Origin of the sequence: Actinobacillus minor NM305 (assembly GCF_000175195.1) — a bacterium.
GTDB lineage: Bacteria > Pseudomonadota > Gammaproteobacteria > Enterobacterales > Pasteurellaceae > Haemophilus_A > Haemophilus_A minor.
The window spans coordinates 71,445-95,645 of the sequence record NZ_ACQL01000097.1 but is presented as its reverse complement, the minus strand read 5'-3'; the positions used below and the strand labels follow the sequence as shown (position 1 = coordinate 95,645).

Annotated in this window: 20 protein-coding genes, 1 pseudogene and 1 riboswitch; of the genes and pseudogenes, 15 read left to right on the top strand and 6 right to left on the bottom strand. The window is 39.9% G+C overall.

The window, feature by feature from the left end; all coding sequences use genetic code 11:
- Positions 1-186 precede the first annotated feature (186 nt).
- The 4 genes from pepP (at position 187) to AM305_RS06315 (ending at position 5,029) form a co-directional block, all read left to right on the top strand.
- Positions 187-1,470 (top strand): Xaa-Pro aminopeptidase, encoded by a 1,284-nt coding sequence (pepP, locus tag AM305_RS06330; RefSeq protein ID WP_005824220.1) that lies wholly within the window; start codon positions 187-189, stop codon positions 1,468-1,470.
- 52 nt (positions 1,471-1,522) lie between these two features.
- On the top strand, positions 1,523-2,062 hold the full coding sequence (hpt, locus tag AM305_RS06325; RefSeq protein WP_005824218.1) for a hypoxanthine phosphoribosyltransferase: 540 nt from the start codon (positions 1,523-1,525) through the stop codon (positions 2,060-2,062).
- Between the two features lie 103 nt (positions 2,063-2,165).
- Positions 2,166-4,253 (top strand): transglycosylase SLT domain-containing protein, encoded by a 2,088-nt coding sequence (locus tag AM305_RS06320; protein WP_005824216.1) that lies wholly within the window; start codon positions 2,166-2,168, stop codon positions 4,251-4,253.
- Between the two features lie 422 nt (positions 4,254-4,675).
- Positions 4,676-5,029, top strand: coding sequence for a hypothetical protein (locus AM305_RS06315; protein WP_005824214.1), 354 nt, complete (start codon positions 4,676-4,678; stop codon positions 5,027-5,029).
- 85 nt (positions 5,030-5,114) lie between these two features.
- Here AM305_RS06315 and AM305_RS12015 read toward each other — a convergent pair.
- The 3 genes and pseudogenes from AM305_RS12015 to AM305_RS06305 all read right to left on the bottom strand — a co-directional run.
- Positions 5,115-5,291, bottom strand: a pseudogene (locus tag AM305_RS12015) (amino acid--tRNA ligase-related protein); the annotation flags it as partial.
- A gap of 59 nt (positions 5,292-5,350) precedes the next feature.
- The gene (gene lysC / locus AM305_RS06310; RefSeq protein ID WP_005824211.1) at positions 5,351-6,703 is read right to left on the bottom strand and encodes a lysine-sensitive aspartokinase 3; all 1,353 of its coding nucleotides are present in this window, start codon (positions 6,701-6,703) and stop codon (positions 5,351-5,353) included.
- An 82-nt stretch (positions 6,704-6,785) separates the two neighbouring features.
- Positions 6,786-6,974: riboswitch (Lysine riboswitch) on the bottom strand.
- Positions 6,975-7,156: 182 nt separating this feature from the next.
- Positions 7,157-7,489 carry a DUF496 family protein gene (locus tag AM305_RS06305; protein ID WP_005824209.1) on the bottom strand — a complete coding sequence of 111 codons (333 nt, stop codon included), beginning with the start codon at positions 7,487-7,489 and terminating at the stop codon, positions 7,157-7,159.
- 217 nt (positions 7,490-7,706) lie between these two features.
- Between AM305_RS06305 and ppx the strand changes: the two genes are divergently transcribed.
- The 8 genes from ppx to AM305_RS06265 all read left to right on the top strand — a co-directional run bounded on the left by ppx (position 7,707) and on the right by AM305_RS06265 (position 17,653).
- Positions 7,707-9,224, top strand: a complete 1,518-nt coding sequence (gene ppx, locus AM305_RS06300; RefSeq protein WP_005824207.1) for an exopolyphosphatase — start codon at positions 7,707-7,709, stop codon at positions 9,222-9,224.
- Between the two features lie 199 nt (positions 9,225-9,423).
- Positions 9,424-9,891, top strand: coding sequence for an N-acetylneuraminate anomerase (gene nanQ, locus AM305_RS06295; protein WP_005824203.1), 468 nt, complete (start codon positions 9,424-9,426; stop codon positions 9,889-9,891).
- Between the two features lie 16 nt (positions 9,892-9,907).
- Positions 9,908-10,807, top strand: coding sequence for a MurR/RpiR family transcriptional regulator (locus tag AM305_RS06290; RefSeq protein WP_005824201.1), 900 nt, complete (start codon positions 9,908-9,910; stop codon positions 10,805-10,807).
- Positions 10,808-10,932: 125 nt separating this feature from the next.
- Positions 10,933-12,021, top strand: a complete 1,089-nt coding sequence (gene serC, locus AM305_RS06285; protein WP_005824198.1) for a 3-phosphoserine/phosphohydroxythreonine transaminase — start codon at positions 10,933-10,935, stop codon at positions 12,019-12,021.
- A 90-nt stretch (positions 12,022-12,111) separates the two neighbouring features.
- The gene (gene hisC / locus AM305_RS06280; RefSeq protein WP_005819372.1) at positions 12,112-13,215 is read left to right on the top strand and encodes a histidinol-phosphate transaminase; all 1,104 of its coding nucleotides are present in this window, start codon (positions 12,112-12,114) and stop codon (positions 13,213-13,215) included.
- A gap of 539 nt (positions 13,216-13,754) precedes the next feature.
- Positions 13,755-15,440 carry a class I SAM-dependent DNA methyltransferase gene (locus AM305_RS06275; protein ID WP_005824196.1) on the top strand — a complete coding sequence of 562 codons (1,686 nt, stop codon included), beginning with the start codon at positions 13,755-13,757 and terminating at the stop codon, positions 15,438-15,440.
- Positions 15,433-16,773 (top strand): restriction endonuclease subunit S, encoded by a 1,341-nt coding sequence (locus AM305_RS06270; RefSeq protein WP_005824195.1) that lies wholly within the window; start codon positions 15,433-15,435, stop codon positions 16,771-16,773. Before AM305_RS06275 ends, AM305_RS06270 begins: the two co-directional genes overlap by 8 nt.
- A complete protein-coding gene (locus tag AM305_RS06265; RefSeq protein WP_005824193.1) occupies positions 16,760-17,653 on the top strand; it encodes a hypothetical protein in 894 nt (297 codons plus the stop codon). The genes AM305_RS06270 and AM305_RS06265 overlap by 14 nt, the downstream gene beginning before the upstream one ends.
- 440 nt (positions 17,654-18,093) lie before the next feature.
- On the opposite strand, the gene AM305_RS06260 is transcribed toward AM305_RS06265, so the two are convergent.
- Entirely contained in the window at positions 18,094-18,588 is a 495-nt protein-coding gene (locus tag AM305_RS06260; protein ID WP_005824192.1) for a transposase, read from the bottom strand.
- A 258-nt stretch (positions 18,589-18,846) separates the two neighbouring features.
- On the opposite strand from AM305_RS06260, the gene AM305_RS06255 reads away from it, so the two are divergent.
- The 3 genes from AM305_RS06255 (at position 18,847) to rnm (ending at position 23,496) form a co-directional block, all read left to right on the top strand.
- Positions 18,847-22,008 carry a type I restriction endonuclease subunit R gene (locus AM305_RS06255; RefSeq protein ID WP_005824190.1) on the top strand — a complete coding sequence of 1,054 codons (3,162 nt, stop codon included), beginning with the start codon at positions 18,847-18,849 and terminating at the stop codon, positions 22,006-22,008.
- 68 nt (positions 22,009-22,076) lie between these two features.
- On the top strand, positions 22,077-22,685 hold the full coding sequence (locus AM305_RS06250) for a hypothetical protein (protein ID WP_005824188.1): 609 nt from the start codon (positions 22,077-22,079) through the stop codon (positions 22,683-22,685).
- Positions 22,675-23,496 (top strand): RNase RNM, encoded by an 822-nt coding sequence (gene rnm / locus AM305_RS06245; RefSeq protein WP_005824187.1) that lies wholly within the window; start codon positions 22,675-22,677, stop codon positions 23,494-23,496. Before AM305_RS06250 ends, rnm begins: the two co-directional genes overlap by 11 nt.
- A 4-nt stretch (positions 23,497-23,500) precedes the next feature.
- On the opposite strand, the gene moaE is transcribed toward rnm, so the two are convergent.
- On the bottom strand, positions 23,501-23,953 hold the full coding sequence (gene moaE / locus AM305_RS06240) for a molybdopterin synthase catalytic subunit MoaE (protein ID WP_005824184.1): 453 nt from the start codon (positions 23,951-23,953) through the stop codon (positions 23,501-23,503).
- Complete coding sequence (gene moaD, locus AM305_RS06235; RefSeq protein ID WP_005824183.1) at positions 23,954-24,199, bottom strand: molybdopterin synthase sulfur carrier subunit; 246 nt, start codon at positions 24,197-24,199, stop codon at positions 23,954-23,956.
- Between the last annotated feature and the right edge of the window lie 2 nt (positions 24,200-24,201).

Genomic DNA, 24,201 nt, shown 5'->3' with positions numbered 1-24,201 from the left:
TAAAAAAGTTATTATGTAGTACTACATAATAGTGAACATGTAGCTAGTTTAACAGAAAATAAGAGATCATAAGACATTTTTTGTTTTTATATGAGGTTATCAAATGGAAAAATCTAAATACTTACACCAAACGTTACATTAGTTTATGATAGAATTTATCTAATTTTACAAATTAAAGAGGATTTTATGGATCTCGCCTATCTCGCTCAACTTCCTGAAGCTGAGTTTGTGGAACGCCGCAATCGAGTATTTGAGCAAATGCAAGATAATTCTGCGTTTATTATTTTTACTGAAACAGAAAAGCGCCGTAATAATGATTGCGACTACCTATTTCGCCCAGATAGTTACTTTTGGTATTTAACAGGTTTTGCAGAACCGAAATCCGCTTTGCTATTGATTAAGCGCTCGGGGAAAACAGAAAGTATTATGTTTGTTCGCGCGAAAGATCCGCTCATGGAAACTTGGAATGGAAGACGTTTAGGCGTGGAGTTTGCAGCAGAGCAACTTCATGTTGATCAAGCCTATGATATTGAATCGTTCGCAACTATTTTTGCAGAAAAAACGCAAAATTTAACCGCTTGTTATTATGCTCAAGGCTGGCAGGCATGGGGCGATGGGTTAGTTGAGCGTGTATTTTCAGATGTGATTGATTGGCGCCCGATGTTAGCTGAAATGCGTTTGATTAAATCCACCGCAGAAATCGCCTTGATTCAACAAGCGTGTCATATTTCTGCTTTAGCGCATATTCGTGCAATGAAGCAAACTCGTCCAAATCGTTATGAAATGGAGATTGAAGGAGAGATCCAGCATGAGTTTACCCGTTTTGGTAGCCGATTCCCGTCTTATAATTCAATTGTGGCGAGTGGTGATAATGCTTGTATTTTACACTACAACGAAAATAACGCTGTAATGAGAGATGGTGACTTATTGTTAATTGATGCCGGTGCAGAATTTGCTTACTATGCAGGCGATATTACTCGTACGATTCCTGTCAATGGTAAATTCAGTGAGCCGCAAAAAGCCCTTTATGAATTAGTTTTAACGGCACAAAAAGAAGCGATACAATTATTAGTTCCAGGTAGCTCTATTAAAAAAGCAAATGACAGAGTCATTGAGGTGCTAACGGAAGGATTGGTGCGTTTAGGTATTTTGAAAGGTAATGTAGAAACGTTGATTCAAGAGAAAGCTTACCGCCAATTCTATATGCATGGTTTAGGGCATTGGCTAGGGCTAGACGTGCATGATGTGGGCGATTATAGCCAAGAACGTAGTCGTCCGCTTGAAATTAGTATGGTAATTACCGTTGAACCGGGTTTATATATCTCTCATGATTCGGATGTGCCGGAAGAATATAAAGGTATTGGCATCCGTATTGAAGACAATTTATTGATGACGGAATATGGTAACAAAAATCTAACCAGTGGTTGCCCAAAAGAGATTGCAGATATTGAGGCGATTATGGCTAGCTAAACGATTGCTTTTTTGTTAGAGTAAAGCCCAACTTTTAATAATGGAAAGACGTATGAAAAAACATCATCTCGAAACATTGATTAGCACGCAAGACGTGAATACTCGAATTGCTGAATTAGCAGCAGAAATTAACACCCACTATAAGAAATCAGGTAGTCAAAACCTTGTTGTGGTAGGATTATTGCGTGGTTCATTTATGTTTATGGCGGATTTAGTTCGCCAACTCGATTTACCTGTGGAGGTGGATTTTTTAACCGCTTCAAGTTATGGCTCGGGAACTGAATCAAGCCGTGATGTTAAAATTCTAAAAGATCTTGATGGTGAGATCAGTGGCAAAGATGTACTTATTGTTGAAGACATTATTGATACAGGTTTTACGCTAAGTAAAGTGCGTGATATCTTAAAATTACGTGAACCACGTTCAGTAACCATTTGTACCCTATTAGATAAACCTTCACGCCGCGAAGTAGAGGTTGAGGTAGATTGGATCGGTTTTGCAATTCCGGATGAATTTGTGGTGGGGTACGGCATTGATTATGCGCAACATTATCGCAATTTAGATTACATTGCAAAAGTCATTATTGACGAATAGTTGCAAGAAAAAAGAGAAAAATGACCGCTTGAATGACTTGATATGGGGAACTTCAAGCGGTCTTTTTCTTCTAATGTTTTACGAAAAATAAACAGAGAATGCTATGTGGAAAAAATCATTATTGGCGATGTTAATGTTTTCGCCTTTGACGTTAGCGGTCGAGAAAACGGCAACACCTACAACACAACCTTTGACGGAAGTTGAACGCATACAGCTTAAGCAAGCGTGGTTAGCTGACCAACAGGATAAAAAACAAGAACGAGAACGCCAACGAACCAATTTTTTACAACTGCTAGCATTAGTGGAAGCAGATAAATTAACGCCTCCTTCTTTAGCGCTAGCGACTCGCTTACGTGAATCATTAACGGATTATCCTCTTATTGAAGAGGCGGATTGGGCGTTGATGAAGGCAAAAATAAAAGCGATGATGGTTAGCGAGAATGAATTAGCTTCATTTATTGAAAAATATCCGGACACCGCAAAGCGAAATAATTTAAATCAAATACCTTTTGAGCAGTTATATCAAAAACAAGATTTCTCGGCTTTAGTGGCTTATGGAAAAACCATTTCTGCAACAACGATACTAAATCAATGTCGCCTTTTTTCTGCACAATATCAATTGCTTGCAGAGCAGTTACAGCTCAACCCGGAATTGGAACAAGCGAAGGATGAAACAACAGAATCGGTGGAAATGGTAGCGTTGCTCACTCAATTTGACCAATTTTGGTTAAATAATGCAACGTTGCCTTCAGAATGTCAGGGGATCGAGGCATACTGGCGAGATAAAGGATTTAAAACTACAGATAAAATCAAACAAAAGGCGGTTATTTTATTTCAACAAGATGCCAAAAAAGGACTTGAAGATCTTATTACTCAATCGCAATCACCAGAGTTAATTGCTTGGTTAGAATCGGTAAAAACATTATTGAATCAGCCAACTACATTGCAAATTTTTGTGGAAAATCAACCGCTTACTCCTGAAAATAAAGTTCTGGTTCTAACGACCTTTCCTAAATTTGTGAAAACATTAAAAGAGCAAATAGAGAATCCTGATTTCTCACGCTATCAACAATGGGCGGAAAAATGGCAGCTTAGTGCAACAGAGGTGGATAGCTGGAAAGTTTCTTTTATTAGTCGCTTGTTTGATAATGTTGATCCGATTTTTCAACTTTGGCGAGATGAACAGCTAAAAGTGTTGAAAAACGATAATCTGACCGAACGCCGTTTACGTTTAGCAATAAATCAAAAAGAAGCCCTAGAAAGCTGGCTAGAACTATTAAGCAATGAAGCCAAAAATAAAGTGGAATGGCGATATTGGCAGGCAAAGCAAGATCCTAAACATCAACATCGCTTACTCTCCGAATTAGCGAAAGAGAGAGGATTTTACCCAATGTTAGCGGCTCAAGCTTTGGGGCAACCTTATCAAGTCGCCATGTTACAGGCTAAGCCTCTCACAGATGAACAACGCTCGGCTTGGAAAATACAACTTGAAAGGATAACGGAACTACGAGCATTAAATCGTTTGAATCAAGCGAAAGTACTATGGATAGAGTGGTTGCAAGCGGTTAATTTTGAGGAAAAATTAGCATTATCAGAATGGGCTCTGCAACAAGATTGGTATGACTTGGCAGTTGAAGGAACGATTCAAGCAAAAGCGTGGGATTATATCCCTCTTCGCTTACCCAATGCCTATTCAGATTGGTTTGATATGAATTTGGTTGATAAGCCTATCCCCAAAAGTTTTGCAATGGCGATTGCCCGTCAAGAAAGTGCGTGGAATCCGCAAGTCAAATCTCATGCTAATGCGATAGGACTAATGCAAATGTTACCTTCTACGGCGCAAAAAACAGCAAAAGATAATTTACTTCCTTTCCAAAGTGAACGAGATCTTTTAGAGCCGTTCCGTAATATTATGCTAGGAACAACCCATTTAACGGAGCTAAATGCAAAATATCCGAATAACCGTATCTTAATTGCTGCAGCTTATAATGCCGGTGCAAGTCGGGTAGAGCAGTGGTTGAAACGAGCAAGCGGTCGATTAGCATTTGATGAGTTTATTGCGTCAATTCCTTTTGTTGAAACAAGAGGTTATGTGCAGAACGTATTAGCTTACGACTATTACTATCAGATCTTACAAGGCGTAAAAACACCGGTGATGTTTACAAAGGAAGAGGTGGAGCGGAAGTATTGATCGTTGTTAAACCCTATATGAACTGTATAGGGTTATTTAATTTGAGTCTATTTTTTACACTTATAGGAAATAAAAGGGAACTAACAAACTTTAAGAGTAGTTTATGTTAGGAGGTAAAATTTGTTTTCACAGGATGAGTACTTGTTATTTCGATAATAACTTAGTATTCTTTAACTGAATTTCATCAAAAAATAGGAGAAAAAAATGAAACAAAAGGTATCATCTCGTTCAGCGTTTCAGCGTTTCAGCGTTTCAGCGTTTCAGCGTTAGCTTGCTTAAGTCTTACCGCTTGTCAAGGTGTCAATGATGTCCTTTCTTCTGTCAATAGCACTTTAGGTGCTGTCAATTCTGTCCTATCTGGTAGCCCTTCTTCTAGTTCATCATCTTCGACTGTTTATATTGACAGTAAAACTCAAGCTTCAGTGACAACTGCTGCAAATAAAGCAAAAGCAAGTAAAGATGCAATGAAATTATTCAATGATGCAAAACCGACTATTGAAAAAATGGTAGCATCCGTAGCATGTATGGCAACTTCAAAACAAATGCAGCGATATACCGATCCTGAAGGTGGTATTCACGCAGATTTGTCTTATAGCCTACATTATCATAAATCAGGTTGTGCAGATGTACTAAGAATTAACAATATCAATAAAAAAACAGCTAATGCATTTAGTTTCTCTGTTTACTATATCTCACCGCAAAGTGAAGAAACTGTAAAAAGAGATTACACCGCAATTAAGCAACCAGAAGGTGAATGGTTATTTAAGTGGTATTAAATTGGTATAACAAAAGGCGGAAATCATAAGATTTTCGCCTTTTTTAACCATTTACAAGTGGTTAGATTTCATAAACATTTGCAAACTAGAAATTCGCATTACGCGGTGCACGTGGGAATGGGATTACTTCACGAATATTCTGTAAACCTGTGACATATACGATTAAACGCTCAAAGCCTAAACCAAAGCCTGAGTGTTGCACTGTATCATAACGGCGTAAATCACGATACCACCAGTAATCTTCTGGGTTTAAGCCCATTTCTACCTAGAACAGGTTGCTAAAAATCATTTAGCAACCTTTTGTTTTAGATAATAGCTTATTTATTCAAACAACCCTGCATGTAAAGCACGAACAATATCATCAGCTTCTTGGTTTTTCACTAATGTACATACATTATTTGTGCTTGCTCCATAACTAATTAAACGAATATTAAAGCCTTCTAAGTGATGGAATAATTGTTTTGCTACACCGGCTTGTGTGTGCAAATTGTTACCAATGATAGCGACAAGTGCTAAATCATTCTCAACTTGTACATGACAATGTTCATTTAATTCATCAAGCAATGCTTGTGATAACATATCGGCACCAGATGAAGCAGAACCTGTTTTATCTAAAGTGACTGCAATACTGACTTCAGATGTTGTAATCACATCCACAGAAATGTTGTGTTTTGCAAGAATCGTGAAGACTTTAGCTAAAAAGCCTTTTGCATGAAGCATAGAAAGGCTTGATAGTGTTAAAAGTGTTTGATGACGGCGTAAAGCAATCGCACGGAATGTTGGACGAGGTTGTGGATCTCGTGTTACCCAAGTACCGCCTTGTTCAGGTGCTTTACTTGAACCGACATAAACAGGAATGTTGCTACGCACCGCAGGTAATAAGGTTGCTGGGTGTAAAACTTTCGCGCCAAAGGTTGCCATTTCAGCAGCTTCATTAAATGCCATGGTATCAATACGTTGAGCATTTGGTACAACACGGGGATCTGTTGTGTAGATCCCTGGTACATCAGTCCAAATTAAAACATCATCAGCATCAAGAACTTCTGCTAAAAGTGCTGCAGAGTAGTCAGAACCACCACGTCCTAACGTTGTTGTTTTTCCTTCATCGTTACGGCCAATAAATCCTTGAGTAATCGCTACTTTGCCAGCTGAAAGAAGTGGTTTTAAAATGGCGTCAGCTTGTGATTTTGTTTTTTCATCATTCGGTGCGGCTTTTCCATATTGACTATCCGTAGCCACAATATCACGAACATCAACCCATACGGCAGGATAACCACGCTCTACGCAAAGTTGAGTAAAGATCTTAGTGGACATCATTTCACCGTGCGAGATAAGCTCATCAGTAAGTGCATCCGATGTCGCTAAGCTTGCTGATTCTGCTAACGCAGTAATATGATTTAACAAGGTATCAATTTCCGTACGGATTTGCGTTTGATCTTGAAGTTTGTCAATAATGTTGTATTGGATTGCTTTAACCGCTTCAAGAATTTCAGTACGGCGAGCTTTATCACAGCCGTTTGCTAATTCCACTAAGTAGTTTGTTACACCTGCTGAAGCAGATAATACGACAACACGTGTATTTGGATCTGTTGTTACAATGTTTGCACATAATGTCATAGCGTCAAAATTTGCAACGCTGGTACCACCAAATTTAGCCACAGAAAGTTTAGACATAAGATTTCCCTAAAAAGATAATAAAAAATGTGGTTGTAGTGGATTCGGAAAGGAAATTGAGTAGATTAGTCGGTTGGTACCATTCAATCAGAGCACTCCATTTAAAACAAATGTGTTTTAAATGACAGCTAGTAGGATTCAACCTAACCTAGCCGATGTTCATTCCAGTCTAGTGAATTCACACCTCGGCAATCACTCCCATCGTCTAATCCTCAATCGGCCCTAGTTGCCTTAGATTAGCTTACCTGAATGTTGCGCCTCTCTGTTTCGCAAACGATTGGCTTGCGACAACGGAACTAAAAATACGCTTTTTTTACAAAGTGTCAAGTATAAATTAATCAAATGAAGTGAAATGATGAAGGATTAAACAAATAAGATGAGTAAGCGGTTAATTTGTTAAAAGAAATTGCAAATAATTTGCAGAAATTAACCGCTTGGTTGGAGTTATGAAAATTATTCAGCTTTCTCTGTTGGTGCTTGTTTATGAGCTGCCATTTTTTGACGAATTTCACGGCGTTGTTTAGAGAGCTCAGCGTTACGAATCATATAATCATCAACACGATTTTCATAGTCATCACGCATATTAGCGATGATCGCACGAATTTCATTCACGCTCATAGAATCATTGATATATTGTGAGAGGTTATCAAGTAACAATACGCGTTTTTGGTTATCGCGAATTTTACGGTCGTTATCAGCCGTTTCACGATGTAATTTATTCTTTAAGCGGTATAAATGCACATAATCTAACATATCTTGGAAAGATTGTTTTTTTACATCAGCCATAGAAAGATCCTCTAAATTAAAGATAGAAATAAAAACGCTATAAATCCTAGACCTTTTAAATCCATTCGTCAAAAACTTTTACAGCAGATCATGCATTTGCACAAAGAAACATCAAAAAAAGTGAAAAAAGCCGAGGAAAACAAAGCGATTATTAAGAAAAAATGATACACTCAAATCATTTAAATCTACGTCACTCCATAAAGCAGGGTATTTGCTAATGCATTCTGATATTCATTCCGGCGCCAATTCCCAACGAGAATTTGCAGCCATTGATCTCGGCTCAAACAGTTTTCATATGATCGTAGCACGTATCGTGAACGGATCGATTCAAGTGCTTTCTCGCCTTAAGCGGAGAGTACGCTTAGCCGATGGTTTAGATGAAAATCGTATTTTAAATCAGGCGGCTATTCAACGTGGCGTGGATTGTTTGGCGTTATTTGCAGACCGTTTACAAGGTTTTGCGCCTGAAAATGTGAAAGTAGTCGGTACTTATACATTACGCCGAGCTTTAAATAACCAAGAATTTTTAGAGCAAGCTAAAAAAGTTTTTCCCTATGATATTCAAATTATTTCAGGGCAAGAAGAGGCTCGTTTAATTTATTCCGGTGTTAGCCATACCCAACCCGAAAAAGGACGGAAATTTGTGGTTGATATCGGCGGTGGTTCTACAGAAATGACCATTGGCGATGAGTTTCAACCGCTCCGTGCAGAAAGCCGACATATGGGGTGCGTCAGTTTTGCTAAGCGTTTTTTTCCTCAAGGGGAATTAACACGTGAAAGGTTCCAAGCAGCGTATCAGCTTGCAATGGAAAAAATTGAAGATTTAGAAGCCGATTATCGAGCGTTAGGTTGGCAACATGTATTGGGGTCTTCCGGCACCATTAAAACGGTATCGAAAGTGCTTGTTGCTAATGGTTATCGAGATGGCGTTATTAACGAAAAACGGTTACAAGCGATTATTCATGACTGCTTAAAATTTAATTCTTTACACGATATTCAATTAAAAGGTTTACTTGAAGAGCGTGCAGATGTGCTAATGCCGGGACTAGCTATTTTGTTGGCACTTTTTCATACCTTTAAAATTGAAAGTATGCGATATTCTGATGGCGCACTACGTGAAGGTGTTATGTATGGATTGGAAAAAGCCTTTCAGGTTGATGATATCCGTCAGCGTACGGCAGAATCCCTTGCACTTCAGTTTAACTTAGATCGTGCCCAAGCCCATCGAGTAGAGCAAACCGCATTGCGTTTATTTGATCAAGTTCACTTATGGAAAAATCGCCGTCAAATTCCCGAACTACGTGAAATGCTCAAATGGGCGAGCGTATTGCATGAAATCGGTATTGTTATTAACCATAATAATATCAATAAACATTCTGCCTACATGATTGCCAATAGTACTTTAGCCGGGTTTGATGCGGAGCAACAAAACTTATTAGCTACCTTGATGCGCTATCATTTAAAATGCTTTAAGCGCGGTGATATTCGTAGCACAAATCGCTATCAGTATCGAGATATTATGACTTTATTACGCTTATTCCGGTTAGCGATTTTGTTAAATCGTTCTCGACAAGCCACTCATTTGCCAGAAAATCTGGCGTTAGAAATTACGCCAGATTATTGGCAGTTACAATTTGATGAGGGCTTTTTAACGCACAACCCGCTCATTCATGCCGATTTACAAGAAGAGCAGAAAGTATTGAATGCCATCGGCTTTAATTTACAAGCGGTTTAAATGGTCGAATATTTTGCAAAAAAGGCACGAAAGTGTCTTTTTTTGTTAATAAGCAAAGATAAAATTTGATCCACTTCTCATTTTTTATGATTTCTTCTTGTTATTTTTCCTCAAAAAATTTACTCTAGCCATACTGAAGTAGAACTTCAAATGATTTTGTTTTGGAGTAAATCAACTCCACTTTAATTAAGGATACAATATGTTACTAGGTGATCTTTCTCGTGCAGATTATGCCAAATCTCTCCCTCCTATTTTTGCACGTCTTTGCGAAAAACTAAAATCGCTTGACTTAGTTAATCTTCCGTTAGGTTGGCAAGATTTAGAAGAGGGTATTCGAATGAATGTGATGGCGTTTGAAACCTCCCCAGCTGAAGATAAAAAAGCAGAAATGCACCGTAAATTTATTGATATTCAACTCCTCATTTCTGGCACAGAGATGATCGAATACGGTTTATCAGAACCTGATTTAACAAAGTTTGATGAATATCGAGAAGAAGATGATTACCAATTAACAGAGATGATCGATCATAAAAATGACTTGGTACTTCAACCTAATATGTTTGCAATTTTTCTGCCTTACGAACCACACAAACCGGGAAATAGTGTAAATGGCAAAAATGCACAATTAAAAAAATTAGTGGTAAAAGTGCCGGTTACCCTTTTATAACGAAAGGAGGCAAACAATGTCTGCCCGAGGAAAAATTCTGGATACCATAGGTGCGCTACAAACCAGTTTAACAAAAACCGAAAAGAAAATTGCGGCAGCGATTCTTTCTCAACCACAACTGTTAAATCAATGCTCTTTGTCTGAAGTAGCAACCCAACTTGATGTTGGCGAAGCCACGTTCATTCGCTTTTGTCGTACATTAGGCTATAAAGGCTATACGGATTTCAAGTTAGATTTAGCGATTGAGTTGGCAACCCAAGAAAAAGATAAGCGAGTATTGCTTGAAACCGATGTTTTAGAGCAAGATACCTCTCGAGAAATTGGAACGAAGCTTCAAACCAGTCTAAACAATGTTATCAGTGAAACATTGAACTTATTAGATTTTGATGAATTAGAAAAAGCAGTTCAAGCATTGAAAAAAGCCAAACGTATTTTTATCTTTGGCTCAGGCGCATCAGGATTAACTGCAGAAGATTTTAAATATAAACTCATGCGAATTGGTTTTCAGGTTGATGCAATCAGTAATAACCACTTCATCTATATGCAGGCCGTGTTGCTCAAACCAGATGATGTCGTGATAGGCATCAGCCATTCCGGTTATTCAGAGGAGACCAATCGAGGTTTACGCCTAGCAAAAGCCAATGGTGCAACCACCATTGCTTTAACGCATAATCTTCGCTCGCCGATTACTGATGTTGCTGATTACGTGCTAATTAACGGAAATCGCCAAGGGCAAATTCAAGGCGACTCATTAGGCACAAAAATGGCGCAACTTTTCGTGTTAGATTTGATTTATATCTTGCTTGTCCAAAGTGATATTGAATCGGCGTTACGACAAAAACAACGAACAATGGATATTATTTTAGAATATCGTTCAAAACAGGCATCAAACGATCTAAATAACGCAACATTGTAACGCTAGGTAAAATTTCAAGCGGTTTAATTTGTAAAAAATCTTGCAAATTAAACCGCTTGTTATTTGCAATGTAAAACGTTTTCGCTAGAATGGAACCACTTTCATTTAAAAAAGAGGCAAACACAATGACACAAGTTTACAATTTCAGCGCAGGTCCGGCAATGATGCCGAAAGCCGTTTTAGAACACGCTCAAAAAGAGCTTTTAAACTGGCAAGGTCAAGGTACTTCAGTGATGGAAGTAAGCCACCGTGGCAAACTTTTTATGGAACTGATTGCAGAAGCCGATAAAGACTTCCGCCAATTATTTAACATTCCGGACAACTACAAAATTTTATTCCTGCAAGGCGGTGCAAGAGGGCAATTTGCAGCCATTCCAATGAACTTAATTGGCACAAAAGGCAAGGCTCTCTACTTAAATAGCGGACACTGGTCTGGTATGGCAGCAAAAGAAGCACGTAATTTCTGTGAGATTGACGAGCTTAACATTACGGAAAAAGATGAAAATGGCGTGATTTCGATTACTCGCACTGATTTCAGCGACATTGCTGACCAATATGACTATGTCCATTATTGCACCAACGAAACCATCACCGGTGTTCAATTTAAAGATCTTCCAAACGTAGGCAATGCGGTATTAGTGGCGGATATGTCATCTGATATTCTTTCTCGTAAAATTGATATTAGTAAATTTGGCTTAATTTATGCAGGCGCGCAGAAAAATTTAGGGCCGGCAGGTATTACGATTGTGATCGTGCGTGAAGATCTTATTGGTAAAGCACGTCAAGCAACGCCTTCTATTTGGAACTATGAAACACAAGCTAATGCGGACTCAATGATTAATACCCCACCAACCTTTGCGTGGTATCTTTGCTCATTAGTGTTCAAACATTTATTAGCCGAAGGTGGCTTAGAGAGCGTTGAAAAACGTAATGAAGTAAAAGCGGAAAAACTTTATCAATACTTAGATAACAGCACCTTCTACCGCAACTACATTGCGAAGCCAAACCGTTCAGTAATGAATGTAACCTTTAGCACAGATAATGATGAACTGAATGCAAAATTCGTGGCAGAAGCAACCGCTTGTGGTTTACAAGCCTTAAAAGGACATAAAGTGTTAGGTGGTATGCGTGCTTCTATCTATAATGCAATGCCGATTGAAGGCGTTGAAGCATTAATTGCCTTTATGGATAAATTTGCAAAAGAGAATGCGTAAATCTCAAACTCTCTCCCCTTGAGGGAGAGAGTTGTACAGTCAATATAGGGAGGGAAATACCCCTCAACAAACAATCATCAAAGGATCGCTATGCAATACATCAACATTGCCAATGAAGGCGTAAAATCACTTTCGCCTTACCAAGCAGGTAAACCGATTGAAGAACTTGAACGAGAACTCGGCATTACCAACATCATCAAACTTGCCTCAAATGAGAACCCATTTGGTTTTCCGGAAAGTGCCAAACAAGCGATTATCAACCAACTTAACGATCTCACTCGCTATCCGGACGCAAACGGCTTTGAATTAAAAGCTGCTGTATCAAAAAAATTTGGTGTCGCACCAAATCAAGTTACATTAGGCAATGGCTCAAATGACTTATTAGAGCTTTTTGCCCATACATTTGCCGGCGAAAAAGATGAAATTATCTATTCCCAATATGCATTTATTGTTTACCCTCTCGTAACCAAAGCGATCAACGCAGTTGCACGTGAGATCCCTGCAAAAAATTGGGGACACGATTTAGATGGCTTCCTTGCGGCAATCAATGAAAAAACCAAACTGATTTTTATCGCCAATCCAAACAACCCAACAGGTAATTTCTTAACAGAAGCAGAAGTTGATCGCTTCTTAGCTCAAGTACCTGAAAATGTGATTGTTGTGTTGGACGAAGCCTACACGGAATTTACCGCAGAAAACGAGCGGTTAAATTCTTTCGGATTATTACAAAAATACCCGAACCTCATTATCTCCCGTTCGCTTTCTAAAGCCTACGGATTAGCCGGTTTACGTATTGGGTATGCGGTGTCTAACCCTGAAATTGCCGATTTACTGAACCGAGTTCGCCAACCATTTAACTGCAACAGCCTTGCATTAGCTTCAGCTGTTGCGGTAATGAATGATGATGAATTTGTCAAAAAAGTCGCTGAAAATAACCGCTTGGAAATGGCTCGCTACGAAGCATTTTGCCAAGCGCAAGGCTTAGAGTATATCCCATCAAAAGGCAACTTTATTACGATTGACTTCAAACAACCGGCAGCGCCGATTTATGAAGCCCTATTGCGTGAAGGCGTGATTGTCCGCCCAATCGCTGGTTACGGTATGCCAAATCATCTACGTATTAGTATCGGTTTACCGGAAGAGAACGACCGTTTCTTTAAAGCCTTGATTAAGGTATTAAAGGATATGGCGTAATCACATTTGAATATGGGGACATGATAGTGTCCCTCAAATACTTCGGATTTCGTTTTTACAAATATCAATAATCCAACATTGTAGAGACACACTGCGTGTGTCTCAGATTACTGACAAAGGTTATATTTGAGCAATAACCTAGCACGAGCCGTGCTAGGTTCATTAAGCCCAGCCCCGCTGGGGCTGAAAGGAAGAGCCGCAGAGCGGCTCAGATTAAGTAACCCTATACGGCTCGTATAGGGTTTGTCAACGGTCTGGAACACGCTACGTGTGCCCCAGATTACTGACAAACTTTTTTATTTAAAAAATTTGAGATATTTTGGTTATCAAAATATCTTAATATGACCAATGGTTGTAGGTAAAATAACATTTACTCCATTTTCTAATTTTGTAGGGGCGAAATATCTTTCGCCCTGAACAATTAAGGGCGAAAGATATTTCGCCCCTACAACAATGTTATTTATTTGAGGTTTATCATCAGTCTAGGATACACTATGTGTATCCCTATACACTGGAATTTTTTACGGAGATATAGTATAATGCACAGCACAGCACAGCACAGCACAGCACATCTGGCTGAAAATTTAGCTACTCAGCAAGCAGATCAACAAGCCTTTCTCAACAAACTCGATGCCGACCTTTGGAAAGCCGCCGATAAACTTCGCCAACAGCTTGACGCTGCCAACTACAAACACATTGTTCTCGGTTTAATCTTCTTAAAATACGTTTCCGACAGCTTCTCGGCACAACAAGACATCATCAAACAACGCTACACCGATCCAACGTCCGATTTTTATCTCGATCCGACCGCTTACAGCGAAAGCGAACTTGCCGATATTCTCAATGCCGAACTGGAAGAACGAGACAACTACGCCCAAGACAACGTATTCTGGGTACCACAACAAGCCCGTTGGGACGAAATCAAAGTCGTTGTAGGGGCTAACATTGGCGACAAAATCTGGGGCGAGAAAACCTTTAAAGGCATTGCCAACTTGATTGATGACGCTTTTGACGCTATCGAACAAGACAACCCTAAACTCAAAAACGTCATTCAACGCATCAGCCCTTATAAAGTCGATGAAAGCATTTTATTAGGCTTAATCGATCTCTTTTCCAATACCAATTTCATCCGCCCAACCCTAGACGGCAAGCCGATTTCCTTGGCGGCAAAAGATATTCTTGGTCACGTTTATGAGTATTTTCTCGGGCAATTCGCCCTTGCGGAAGGCAAAAAGGGCGGTCAATATTTCACGCCAAAATCTATTGTTACCCTGATTATCGAAATGCTCGAACCCTACAAAGGACGCATTTACGACCCTGCAATGGGGTCTGGTGGCTTTTTTGTGCAAACAGAACGCTTTATCCGCGAACATCAAGGCAACGTCAGCGAAGTGAGCATTTTCGGGCAAGAGTTCAACCCAACCACTTGGAAACTTGCCGCAATGAATATGGCAATTCGTGGCATTGAATTTGACTTCGGCAAAGGCAATGCCGACACCTTCAGCAATCCGCAACACCGTGATAAAAAAATGGATTTTGTGATGGCAAACCCACCCTTTAATATGAAAGACTGGTGGCATCCAAGCCTTGCCCAAGACCTACGTTGGCAATACGGCATACCGCCTGAAAGCAACGCCAACTTTGCGTGGCTACAACATATGATTTACCACCTTTCGCCAAACGGACGAATGGCGTTGTTGCTTGCCAACGGCTCAATGTCGAGTAATACCAACAACGAAGGCGAAATCCGCAAAAATATTCTCAAAGCCGACCTTGTGGAAGCGATGATCGCCCTGCCAAGCCAACTCTTTACCAACACCCAAATTCCAGCTTGTATCTGGATTTTGAACAAAGACAAAGCACGCAAAGGCGAAGTGCTGTTTATTGACGCACGACAACTTGGCTACATGAAAGACCGTGTCTTACGCGACTTCACCGCAGACGACATCGCCAAAGTCGCCGACACCTACCACAGCTGGCAACAATCCGCCGACTACCAAAATATCCCTGCATTCTGCTACACCGCAAGCCTTGACGAAATCGCCCAAAACGACTTCGTCCTTACCCCAGGGCGTTATGTCGGTGCTGCCGAACAAGAAGATGACGGCGTGCCATTTGCAGAAAAAATGCAAGAACTGACCGCGCTTTTACAACAACAATTTAAGCAAAGTGCAGAATTAGAAGCAAAAATTAAAGCGAATTTGGGAGGGTTGGGGTATGAGTAGTTGGGAATTAAAAAAATTATCAGAAGTTGCAGATATTATTGGTGGAGCAACACCTAAATCCGATGTAGATGAGTATTTTAATGGAGATATACCTTGGATAACCCCTAAGGATTTATCTGGATACAAAAATAGATATATTTCAAAAGGCGAGAGAAATATCACTAAGTTAGGATTGGAGAATAGTAGTGCCAAATTATTACCTAAGGGAGCAGTGCTTTTTACAAGTAGAGCACCTATTGGCTATGTAGCTATTGCTGATAATGAAGTATCTACAAATCAGGGATTTAAGAGTTTGGTTTTAAAAGATGGAAATATTCCCGAATTTTTCTATTATTTATTAAAACATAATATTCCTTTATTTGAAGCAAGAGCAACAGGTTCTACATTTAAGGAAGTATCAGGACAGGTTGTTAAGAATACAGAATTACTTATTCCAAGTATTGATATTCAAAAGAAAATAGTAGATTTAGTATCGCCATTAGATGAAAAAATCGAACTCAACACCCAAATCAACCAAACCCTAGAACAAATCGCCCAAACGATTTTTAAAAGCTGGTTTATTGATTTTGACCCCGTTCACGCCAAAGCCAACGCACTGGCAAGCGGACAAACCACTGAACAAGCCACCCAAGCGGCAATGGCAGTGATCAGTGGTAAAAACACGCAAGAATTACACCGCTTGCAGACGGCAAATCCCGAACAATACCAACAACTATGGGAAATCGCAGAAGCATTTCCGAGTGGGTTTGATGAAGAGGGAGTGCCAAGGGGGTGGGGACTATCCACTATTGATGAAAACTATAATGTTGTAATGGGACAATCCCCCAAAGGGGAAACTTACAATGAAGAAAGTAACGGTGCATTGTTTTATCAAGGTCGGGCGGAATTTGGTTGGCGTTACCCAGAACCAAGATTATATACAACAGATCCAAAACGAATGGCTAAAAAGGGTAATATTTTGATGAGTGTTAGAGCTCCAGTTGGCGATTTAAATGTTGCATTGGAAGATTGCTGTATTGGACGAGGTTTGGCGGCTCTAAGTCATAAAAGTAATAGTTTGAGTTTTGGATTATATCAAATTAAAAATTTACAAAATGAATTTGATATTTTTAATGGTGAAGGTACGGTTTTTGGTTCTATTAACCAAAAGGATTTAAAAGCAATAAAGGTTATAAATCCTAGTTTTAAGATAATTAAACTTTTCGATGATGTTTGCAGTTCAAATGAACTTCAGATTGAAAATTTATCAAGAGAAATTATTTTCTTAAGAAAGATTAGAGATGAATTATTGCCTAAGTTGTTGAGTGGGGAGAAAAAATATGTCTGTAAATAAAGTATTAGAAAAATTACTGCTAAATGCAAAACAATCTATTCAACTAGGTGTGGAAGATTATCAGTTATCTATTGATGATGATAAAAGAAAAATATCTGCTATTAGAAATTTCTTAGCGGGTTTACTTTTATTGTACAAATATAAGCTGGTTCACTATGCAAGAGAAAATGAAGACCCTTATATGTATATAAGAATTGGAAATGATAGAACAGTACCACCCAATAAAACAATAAATGTCAATGGTATTAAGAAAAATCTAATAGCATTAAATATCTATATAGATGCACAGAAATTAAATAACTTGGTTTCTAATAGAAATAAAATAGAGCATTTCACGATGCTCAATGATATTGATATTTCATTGTTGGTTTTTCAATCTTTTCATCTTTTTTCTGAATTTTATGATAATTATATTTATCCAGATAACAACCTTGATTTAAAAGATTTTATTGATAGTAATATTTATGAAGTTCTTCTAGAAAATGAAAGTGTAGTGTTATCTCGATTAAAAAAATTTAAAGAAAGAATAGAAAATATAGATTTTCCTAATAATACTATCTTGGATATGTTAAAAGATAGTAATGAGGATCGTATAAAGTGTCCTTATTGTTTTTCATTAATGGTAAAAGATATAAAAAGGGAGTACGAAAGTTTAGAACTTGAATGTGAACATTGTGAGAAGACTTTTGATATTTATGATCTATTAGGTGTAACTCATAAAGCTATTCTTGATGGAGATGATCCCAGAAGCGAATGCCCAGAGTGTTATGCTTTTGATGTGGTTGGTGGAGTATGCCTAGCTTGTGGATATGAGTTAGATCCTGATAGAGATTATGAAAGTGAAGCAAGAATGATTTATTTATTTAATAAAAATGATTGACTTTAAATTGAGGCTTTATAGTGAATAACAAGCGGTAACATTCCCATAAATTTTTGCAACCCCGACAGCGACTTTGTCGCAATCGGTTAGGCATAATTGGGTGGCGTTGCCCCCCGTGGTTGTAGGGACACACTGCGTGTGTCCGCAGAGGGGTTAATCAAATCAATAATATGTCGAAAATATTGATAACGGACACATGCAGTGTGTCCCTACTGGTTGGTTGGGTTTAATTGAATTTGCAGATGTTAATTTAAATCACAAATATGAAAAAACATTGATAACGGACACACGCAGTGTGTCCCTACGGGTTGATTGGGTTTAATTGAATTTGCAAATGTTAATTTAAATCACAAATGTGAAAAAACATTGATAACGGACACACGCAGTGTGTCCCTACGGGTTGATTGGATTTAATTAAATTTTGTATGTTCAAAAAATATTTATCCGTAAAAACAATCTTGTTCCCATTGTATAACATTGTTCTGAATATAATCATAAATAAAATTGAATGCTTTTTCGGAACGAATAATGTGTTCGTGGAAACGGGGTTGCCATTTAAATGGAATTTGATTTTTAATGGCAAAACTGGTTAATGATGATTTTATTCCGCGAATAATGGCGGATAAATTGTTGCTTTGTCCGTTACCGAAATAATGTTGATGTTTGTCTGTATCACTGTTTATGGTGATGATTAAATGAAAATGGTTTGGCATTACGGTAAAAATAGGTATTTCGATAAATTGATTTTGTCTTAAATTTATTGTGTCTTGAATGATATTTTGTAATTGTTTACCTAATGTTGTTAATTGTATTGTTTGATTTTGAATTTCGCCAAAATAATGAATTTTATTTTGGGTACAAACTGTTACAAAATAACAGCCATTTTGATAGGTATCCCATTTTACACGGACAGATTTGCGATTTGGATAATTCATCAGTATCTCCTAAAACGGACACACTCAGTGTGTCCCTATGGGTTAATTTGTAATGTAACGGACACACGCAGTGTGTCCCTACGGGGTTGATTTTATTGGGATTTTAATTTGGTAGGGACACACTGCGTGTGTCCGCCAACGAATTTAATTCAACGAAAATTGGAACAAATTTTGATGGAACCAAACACATTCCATCAACCATCAAAAATCATTTTTTCGATCTGTGTCGAAAAAATAAAATGAAAAAGGAAAAAAACAATGCTCATTAACGAAAACACCATTGAACAAGCCTGTTTGCAACATTTGCAGGAATTGGGTTGGGATTATACGCACGGTTCGACCATTAATGCTGATGGGGAAAATCCTTGGCGGTTGCGGACGGACGAGGTGGTGTTTCGTTCGGTGTTGCGTGAGGCTGTGGAGCGGTTAAATCCGCAGTTGCCGTCTGCCACGGTGGACGAAGTGGTGGCGTTGGTGTGCAAAACGGATATTACAGATTTAACAGAACGCAATCAGCAAGCCTATCGCTACTTGCGTGAGGGCGTTCGGGTGGAGTATCGGGAAAATGATGAGCAAAAGGTGGAATTTGCCCGTTTGATTGATTTTCAACAGCCAAGCCTGAACCGTTTTGATGTGGTGAACCAGCTGACGATTTTGGGGCGGAAGGGCAATCGCCGTCCTGATGTGATTTGTTATATCAATGGCTTGCCTGTGGTGGTGTTGGAGCTGAAAAATCCCTTGAAAGAGAATGCGGATTTGCCACAGGCGTTTAATCAGTTGCAGACGTATAAGCAGGAAATCGGCGATCTGTTTGTGTATAACCAAGCCCTTGTGATCAGCGATGGTATTTTGGCGAAGGTCGGTTCGCTCACGGCAGATTTGGAGCGGTTTACCCCTTGGCGTGTGGTGGACGAGAAGAACAAGCAACGTATTTCCTTTGAACACGAGTTGGAAGGCTTGGTGCGTGGTTTGCTTAACCCTGCGAGTTTGTTGGATTATATCCAAAATTTTATTGTGTTTGAGCAAACCTTAAGCGGTCGTTTGGTGAAGAAAATTGCCGCTTATCATCAATTCTACGGCGTAAATGAAGCGGTGGATTGTACGCTGTGGGCGGCGAGCGAGCAGGGCAATGGCAAAATCGGGGTGATGTGGCATACACAAGGTTCGGGCAAGTCGTTGTCGATGTTGTTTTATGCGGGCAAATTGTTGTCGCAAGCGGAATTACGCAACCCGACTATTGTGGTCGTTACCGACCGCAATGATTTGGACGGTCAGCTTTATGCCACCTTTTCAGGCGGTCAGGCGTTAATTCGTCAGCAACCTGTGCAGGCAGACGGCAGGGAGGCGTTGCGTGAAGAACTTGCCAAGCGTGAAACAGGCGGTGTGATTTTTACCACTATTCAGAAATTCGGTTTGCAAGAGGGCGAGCAGGCTCACCCTGTGTTAAACGAACGACACAATATTATTGTGATCAGCGATGAGGCTCACCGTTCGCAATATGGTTTTAGCCAAAGTGTGAAACTCAACGAGCTAAATCGCACAGGAACATATCGTGTCGGCTATGCAAAACATTTGCGTGATGCTTTGCCAAATGCCTCTTTTATTGGCTTTACCGGCACGCCGATTAGTCTTGAAGATAAAGATACGCAGGAAGTATTCGGTAAATATGTGTCAATTTACGATATTACCGATGCGGTGGAAGATGGGGCGACAGTGCCGATTATTTATGAAGCACGGCAAATTCCGATTGCACAGAGTGCCGAGTTTGATAATGTGGTGCAAGAAGCCCAAACGTTAATTGATGAAGATGATGAAAGTAGCTACAACTTCCGTTTGCGTGAAAAATTAATGGGAACAGAGGGGCGTTTGAGCCGTTTAGCCGAAGATTTTGTGAAACATTTTGAACAACGCACCGCTTTAATTGATGGCAAGGCAATGGTGGTGGCGATGAGCCGTCAGATTTGTGTGAAATTGTATGAAAAAATCACCGCACTTCGTCCAGAGTGGCATAGCGATGATGTGAATGAAGGGGCGATTAAAATTGTGATGACGGGCTCGGCGAGCGATCCTGCGGAAATTCAAAAACATATCTATTCTTCGCAAGATAAAAAGCTGTTGGAACGCCGTTTTAAAGATCCTGACGATCCGCTGAAAATTGTGATTGTGCGTGATATGTGGCTAACGGGTTTTGATGCCCCTTGTTGCAATACGATGTACATTGATAAGCCGATGAAAGGGCATAATTTAATGCAGGCGATTGCACGGGTAAACCGTGTGTTCCGCAACAAAAGCCGTGATAATGGCGGTTTGATTGTGGATTATGTGGGGCTAACCAGCGAACTTCGGGAAGCGACAGAACAATATACTCGCTCGCACGGCAAAGGGCAGATGACCCACAATATCGCCGAAATTAAGGCAAAGATGTTGGAATATATTGATGTTGTGCGTGGGCAGTTTGCTACACCTGTGAACGATCAGCCGTTTAAGCTGCGTGATGCCTTGAAAATCGAAGATGAACTGGCGTTGTTCCAGCAAGTGATGTTGGCGGCGAACCATATTTTAGCCTTAGATCATCAAATGGTTGCGGATAAAACGGAGAAAACCCCAAGACGCAATGCGTTTTTAAAAGCGGTTCGTTTGGCGAAAAAAGGGTTTAGCTTATGTGGTGCAGACGGCGATGTTCAGCAATATCAAAAAGAGCTTGCCTTTTATGATGCGGTGCGAGCGATTTTGGCAAAACGTGAGCCAAATTCCACCGCTTCAAACGAAGAACGCCAGTTGCAGTTGGTGGCATTATTGAATAAAGCGGTGGACGCAAGCGGTGCGATTAACCTGTTTGATTTGCTCAACCGTGAACAGCCGAATATCAATATTTTGTCGGAAGAGTTTTTAGAGAAAATCAAAAACAGTCAAACCAAAGAGCTTTGGCTGTTGGCGGTGGAGCGTTATTTGCGTAGCCAAATCAATGAAAAAGGAACAGGCAATTTGGCGGTGCAAAAAGATTTTGCCGAGCGTTTGAAAGAAGCGTTAAACCAATACCACAACCAAAATCTCACCATTATGCAAGTGTTGGAAGAGTTGCTGAATATGAGCAAGGAATTTACCGAACGCTTGCAACGTGGGGAGAAATTGGGTTTATCGCCGGCAGAAATTGCCTTTTACGATGCCCTTGCCCGCAATGAAAGTGCGGTGCGAGAATTGGGCGATGATGCCTTGAAAAACTTGGCAAAAGCGATTACCGATAAACTGCGTAAATCCGCTACTATCGACTGGCAATACAAAGAAGCAGTGCGTGCCAAAATGCGAAACTTGGTGCGTGTAACGTTGAGATTATTCAAATATCCACCGGATAAATGCGATGAGGCAATCCAATTTGTGTTGGAACAAGCGGAAGTGATTGCGGATGAATTGACGAGTTAAGGATTTTACTAGACAAAACAACGGTTCCCCGTTAGGATTGGGCTATTTTTAGATAGCCCTTTTATTTTATGAGCCAAGTCATTCAACCTATCGAACATCATCCTTTTGCGCCGATTTTACCGCCGAATGCAACGGTGGCGATGATCGGCACTTTTCCACCTACCAACGAAAAACGCTGTATGCAATTTCATTACCCTAATTTCCAAAACGATATGTGGCGGATTATGGGGCAGATATTTTATGGCGAGAGTGATTATTTCCGAGTAGGAGATGAAAAGCGTTTTGATCCGATTAAGATCGAGGCGTTTTTACACGAAAAGGGTATTGCGCTTTGTTCTTCAGCAAAAACGGCTATTCGCTTAAAAGGGAATGCGGCAGATAAAGATCTAAAAATTGTTGATCCGATTGATATGGACGAGTTGTTAGTTAAGTTGCCTAAATTACAATGGTTGTTTACTACGGGCGGTTTAGCGACAGAAACATTGTTAGGTTTATTAGCAGAAAAGGTTAAAGCGCCTAAAACTAATGAATGTGTGCCTTATTTTTATTCGACTGACCGATCACTTTATCTTTATCGTTTGCCTTCTACTTCTCGAGCCTATCCGCTTAAATTTGAGAAGAAGGTAGAGGCATATCGTCAATTTTTCAAACAGGCAGGGTTAATTGATGAAGTATGATTTACACACACATACAACGGCTTCCGATGGTTTACTGAGCCCGACAGAATTAGTGTTAAGAGCCGTAGAGCAAGGCGTTGAAATGTTGGCTATTACCGATCACGATACGGTTGCTGGGATTGCGGAAGCTAAAAAAGCAGCAGAAAACCAATCAATCCGATTGATCTCTGGGGTTGAAATTTCAATTGTTTGGCAAGATAAAAACATTCATTTAGCTGCTTTAAATGTTGATGAGCAAAATCCTCAACTCTTAAAGCTTTTAAAAAAACAGGCATTCTATCGAGAGCAACGAGCGGTCGAAATTGGCGAGAAACTTGCAAAATTAGGTATTCCTGACGCTTATGAAGGCGCAAAAGCTTTAGCCAGTGGAGAAGTTACACGTGCCCATTATGGGCGTTTTCTTGTTGATAATGGCTATGTGCGGAATGTCGAACACGCCTTTAAGAAGTATTTAAGCGGTGGAAAACCAGCTTATGTGAAACCGACGTGGTGTGATTTAGAAACAGCCATTGATACCGTACATCTTGCCGGTGGTGTGATTTCCATTGCGCATCCATTACGCTATAAAATGACGGGGCGTTGGCTTCGCCGTTTGATTGTAGCCTTTAAAGAAGCAGGGGGCGATGGTATTGAAGTGGCAGGCTGTGGGCAAACACCAGACCAACGACAACAAATTGTACGTTGGGCAACAGAATTTGATTTATATGCTTCAGCAGGTTCAGATTTCCATTACCCAACAGGTTGGATCGAATTAGGCAAAGGTTTGGAATTACCTCAAACGTGTAAGCCGATTTGGTCTTGTTTTCGTTAAATATTTACCATTTATTAGCGGCCTCTTGGTCGCTTTCTCTTCCTTTAATCCAACGGTCGCCGTGGTCGGTGGTTTCACGTTTCCAGAATGGGGCTTTGGTTTTCAGATAGTCCATAATAAATTCATTGGCGTGATAGGCGTTGCCACGATGAGCGGAACTGACGCCGACTAAGACGATTTCATCGCCCGTATAAAGCTGTCCGATACGGTGAATAACCGCAACGCGTTGCAGTTCCCAACGGCTTCTTGCTTCATCAACAATTTCTCGCAAGGCTTTTTCGGTCATTGCAGGGTAGTGTTCCAAGTATAAACCTGACACGCTATCGCCCAAATTCATTTCACGCACTTTGCCGACAAAAAGGGTGGTCGCACCAACGGAATGTTGTTCACTCAACCATTTATAGATCGCATTTTGATCGAAGGGATCTTGTTGAACTTGAATAAGTGTTTGTTCCATTTAGCCCCCAGTTACAGGTGGAAAGAAAGCCACTTCATCGCCGTCTTTAATTTCAGCAGACAAAGGGGAAATGGTTTGATTAATGGCGACTAACAATTTCCCTGCTTGTAATGCTAATGCCCATTTGTCGCTACGCTCGGCTAAATGTTGGCGAAGCTGTTCAGCTGTGGCAAAGGTTACTTCAACCTCTAAGCTATCTACGCCCACTAATTCACGGGTTTGGGCGAAAAAGAGTACTTTAATCATTT

Excerpts from the sequence above, each read along its gene's own strand:
- pepP (WP_005824220.1), top strand. The coding sequence starts at position 187 with ATGGATCTCGCCTATCTCGCTCAACTTCCTGAAGCTGAGTTTGTGGAA.
- hpt (WP_005824218.1), top strand. The coding sequence starts at position 1,523 with ATGAAAAAACATCATCTCGAAACATTGATTAGCACGCAAGACGTGAAT.
- AM305_RS06320 (WP_005824216.1), top strand. The coding sequence starts at position 2,166 with ATGTGGAAAAAATCATTATTGGCGATGTTAATGTTTTCGCCTTTGACG.
- lysC (WP_005824211.1), bottom strand. The coding sequence starts at position 6,703 with ATGTCTAAACTTTCTGTGGCTAAATTTGGTGGTACCAGCGTTGCAAAT.
- AM305_RS06305 (WP_005824209.1), bottom strand. The coding sequence starts at position 7,489 with ATGGCTGATGTAAAAAAACAATCTTTCCAAGATATGTTAGATTATGTG.
- ppx (WP_005824207.1), top strand. The coding sequence starts at position 7,707 with ATGCATTCTGATATTCATTCCGGCGCCAATTCCCAACGAGAATTTGCA.
- nanQ (WP_005824203.1), top strand. The coding sequence starts at position 9,424 with ATGTTACTAGGTGATCTTTCTCGTGCAGATTATGCCAAATCTCTCCCT.
- AM305_RS06290 (WP_005824201.1), top strand. The coding sequence starts at position 9,908 with ATGTCTGCCCGAGGAAAAATTCTGGATACCATAGGTGCGCTACAAACC.
- serC (WP_005824198.1), top strand. The coding sequence starts at position 10,933 with ATGACACAAGTTTACAATTTCAGCGCAGGTCCGGCAATGATGCCGAAA.
- hisC (WP_005819372.1), top strand. The coding sequence starts at position 12,112 with ATGCAATACATCAACATTGCCAATGAAGGCGTAAAATCACTTTCGCCT.
- AM305_RS06275 (WP_005824196.1), top strand. The coding sequence starts at position 13,755 with ATGCACAGCACAGCACAGCACAGCACAGCACATCTGGCTGAAAATTTA.
- AM305_RS06270 (WP_005824195.1), top strand. The coding sequence starts at position 15,433 with ATGAGTAGTTGGGAATTAAAAAAATTATCAGAAGTTGCAGATATTATT.
- AM305_RS06265 (WP_005824193.1), top strand. The coding sequence starts at position 16,760 with ATGTCTGTAAATAAAGTATTAGAAAAATTACTGCTAAATGCAAAACAA.
- AM305_RS06260 (WP_005824192.1), bottom strand. The coding sequence starts at position 18,588 with ATGAATTATCCAAATCGCAAATCTGTCCGTGTAAAATGGGATACCTAT.
- AM305_RS06255 (WP_005824190.1), top strand. The coding sequence starts at position 18,847 with ATGCTCATTAACGAAAACACCATTGAACAAGCCTGTTTGCAACATTTG.
- AM305_RS06250 (WP_005824188.1), top strand. The coding sequence starts at position 22,077 with ATGAGCCAAGTCATTCAACCTATCGAACATCATCCTTTTGCGCCGATT.
- rnm (WP_005824187.1), top strand. The coding sequence starts at position 22,675 with ATGAAGTATGATTTACACACACATACAACGGCTTCCGATGGTTTACTG.
- moaE (WP_005824184.1), bottom strand. The coding sequence starts at position 23,953 with ATGGAACAAACACTTATTCAAGTTCAACAAGATCCCTTCGATCAAAAT.
- moaD (WP_005824183.1), bottom strand. The coding sequence starts at position 24,199 with ATGATTAAAGTACTCTTTTTCGCCCAAACCCGTGAATTAGTGGGCGTA.